Genomic DNA, 2,900 nt, shown 5'->3' with positions numbered 1-2,900 from the left:
TCTCGCCACCGCTCGGCCGGCGCGAGTCCTGCAAGTTCGAATTCCTGACTATCGGCAGGACCCTGTTCGAACCGCGGCCCGCCTGCGCCGAGACGCAGACCGGCCCGCCGAGATGCGACGGCGTGTTGTCAATCGCTTCGGGTGTTGCCAAAACCACATTTTCCATGCCCGAATTCTTGGCGAAGACGCTTGGCCGGCTAAGTTTTTTGCTCGAGCATTATATCAGTTCTGACTAAAATAATGGAACGTCCAATGGACATTGCCGGAACCGAACAGGGCCCCTCGGACTTTTGCGTTTGGCATCTAAGACCTTGGTCCTACAGTAAAAAGCAAAAGTCCGACGTGACCGATTGAAGCCCGGACAAGGGAACATCGGGGCCTGCTTGTCGTTTGTCGCGAAGGCTCCGGCATGACAACAGCCGGCGCCCAATTCGGAGAACAGCGCGATGCCCCATCGGTCCACCATCATCAAGACAGGCCACGGCCCGGGCACGGCGATTGCCGTGCTTATGGTTGGATTGATGGCGGTGGGCTTCGTGTTCCTCGTTCTGGGCAGTTCGCTCTACTTCAGCGAGCCGCCCTCGGATCAACGCGCGCTGTCTTCCCCACCGGCCCGATCGATCCAGGCGGCGGATGGCAGAGCGGCAAACTGATCGCGTCCGCACCCACGGAACAAACAGCCGTCTTTCGAATTGGCATAAGCAACGACTAATAAAGGAGGATCCATAGTGAAGAACTTCATTCTTTCGGCCCTAGTCGCCATCTCCGTCGTGTCGCCCACGATCGTCGCTCCGGCGCAAGCCGCCAGCCTCGTCATCACGACGGACAACGGCGATACGGGCATGGGCCGTCATCATTGGCGTCGGTATCACGACCGTGATCATCATTGGCGCAGGCATCACGACCGCCATTGCTTCGTGAAGGTCAGGAAGCAATGGCACCATCACCACTGGGTGATCCAGAAGGTGCGCATCTGCGACTTCGACCGCTTCTGAGCGATGTCGAAATTACCGCCGCGCGAGGGTCATCGCAGGCTTCGTCTGGACGGAAGAACCTTGTCCATGGCCGCCGTCTGGAGCGCAGCGGTCGTCATGCTGGTCCTGATGGTGGCCGGAACGGTCGGCTTCTGACGCCTGACAGCCTTTTATCCACCGAAGAGGTTTGACGGCGCTTGCATTAATATTAGAGACGGCGAATATAGCAAATCGGCCGGCGACCGCCAGAAGCCGGCCGGGCCCGGCGAGCCTCCCTTTGCACCTGGCCGCCGGGCCATTTTTCTCGCTCGCCGTTTTCACGCGCCGGCGATGCGGCACGTGTCAGTGCGTCAGCATCTTGCCATCCTTCGCCACCGCCCTGCCCCGGCGATAAACCGTCCGCGCCTTGGGCACCGCCACCACCGCCTCGGGCACATGCTGCACCGACAGGGTGACGAAGTCGGCGCTGGCGCCGACCGCAAGGCCATAGCCCGCCAGCCCCAGCGCTTTAGCCCCGGCATGGGTCACCATGTCGAAGGCGGCGGCCAGTTCGTGGTCCTCGTAGAAGCCGGAACGGTAGCCGATCATGTTGGCGCGGCTCAGCATGTCGCCATCGCCATAGGGCCACCAGGAATCGCGGATGTTGTCGGAGCCGCTGAACACGGTGACGCCGGCTTCCCTGAGCGCCGCCACCGGCGGGAAGGCGTGATTGCCCGGCGCATTGGTCATGATCGCGACATCAGAGGCAGCCAGCATCTCGCCGGCCTTCAGCAGGGCGTCGGCTGGAATATCGCCCAGCCCATAGGCATGGCTAACGGCGACGTTGCCTTGCATGCCCAGCGCCCTTGTCCGCGCGGCGATCTCCTCGACCTGGAACAGGCCTGATGTGCCGCCATCATGCAGATGGATGTCGACGCCGGCGCCGTGTTTTTGCGCCAGGCCGAATACCACGTCGAGATGACCCTTCACGTCGCGGTCGAAGCTGGCGGGGTCGAGCCCGCCAATCAGGTCGCAGCCGAGCTTCAGCGCCTCTTCGAGGAGCTCCGGCGTGCCCGGCGAGGCCAGGATGCCGCTTTGCGGGAAGGCGACGAGCTGGATGTCGATGAGGTCGCGATACTGTTCGCGCACTGTCAGGATCGTTTCCAGATGCGTCAGGCCGACCGAGCCGTCGACCATGACATGGCTGCGCATGGCGAGACTGCCATGGCCGATGCAGAGCTCGAGCTGGTTCTTCGCCCGCTCCGCCATTGGGGCGGCGGCGGCCAGATTCCTGGCCTGGAAGGCGACACGCTCGCGCACGTCGAAACCATTGGTGCAAGGGATGTGCGGACGCCAGGCGTCGCCATAAAACGACGTGTCGAGATGGATATGGCCCTCGACGAAGGCGGGCACGACAAGCTGGCCCCCAAGATCAACAGTAGCAAGATCGACAATGCCAAGGTCGATGCCGGCGAGGTCCGCCATCTTCTGCGCCGGCACGATGGCACCGAAGCGCCCTTCGGTCACGGTGAGGTCGACCAGCGAGCCGTCGGCCAGCTTGGCGTTTCGGAAAATCGTCTGTTCTTTCAAGGGCGCCATCCATCGTTTGAAGCGCAGTCGTCGCCGCTCGTCCGCCGGCGGTCGATGCGGCAGGAAAGAGAAACCGTTTCTAATGCATGTCGCCCAAAAGTGACCTCGGTTTTGGGAAAACGACATGCATAGAAACAAAGAACCTAAAGCGCGCCGCCGGAATCCGTTCAAACGCGACGCGCTTTAGGCACGCCGAAATCCCAGGCGCCGAATCTGCACTTCAGCCCCGGCCTATTCCGCTTTCGCGGAAGTTTCGACCGGCGCGCAATATGCAATGCTGCTAATGCGGCGGTACGAGCCGCCCTGGTTGACGCGGGCGCCCGAGCCATCCCAACAATGCGCCCCCCCGTCCGCGTC

At 62.3% G+C, this 2,900-nt stretch carries 4 protein-coding genes; 3 read left to right on the top strand and 1 reads right to left on the bottom strand.

The features are described from left to right. The 3 genes from EN935_RS41525 to EN935_RS29350 form a co-directional block, all read left to right on the top strand. A partial coding sequence (locus tag EN935_RS41525; RefSeq protein WP_206534599.1) for a hypothetical protein occupies positions 1 to 236 on the top strand: 236 nt, incomplete at its 5' end. Positions 237 to 446: 210 nt separating this feature from the next. Beyond that, positions 447 to 653 carry a hypothetical protein gene (locus tag EN935_RS29355; protein WP_109660562.1) on the top strand — a complete coding sequence of 69 codons (207 nt, stop codon included), beginning with the start codon at positions 447 to 449 and terminating at the stop codon, positions 651 to 653. Positions 654 to 728: 75 nt separating this feature from the next. Beyond that, the gene (locus EN935_RS29350) at positions 729 to 995 is read left to right on the top strand and encodes a hypothetical protein (protein ID WP_127264857.1); all 267 of its coding nucleotides are present in this window, start codon (positions 729 to 731) and stop codon (positions 993 to 995) included. 321 nt (positions 996 to 1,316) lie between these two features. On the opposite strand, the gene EN935_RS29345 is transcribed toward EN935_RS29350, so the two are convergent. After that, entirely contained in the window at positions 1,317 to 2,552 is a 1,236-nt protein-coding gene (locus EN935_RS29345; protein ID WP_127264858.1) for an amidohydrolase family protein, read from the bottom strand. Between the last annotated feature and the right edge of the window lie 348 nt (positions 2,553 to 2,900).

The organism is Mesorhizobium sp. M7D.F.Ca.US.004.03.1.1 (assembly GCF_003998635.1).
GTDB lineage: Bacteria > Pseudomonadota > Alphaproteobacteria > Rhizobiales > Rhizobiaceae > Mesorhizobium > Mesorhizobium loti.
Note: the sequence above shows the minus strand (reverse complement) of the source record. Positions and strands in the feature narration are given on the sequence as shown.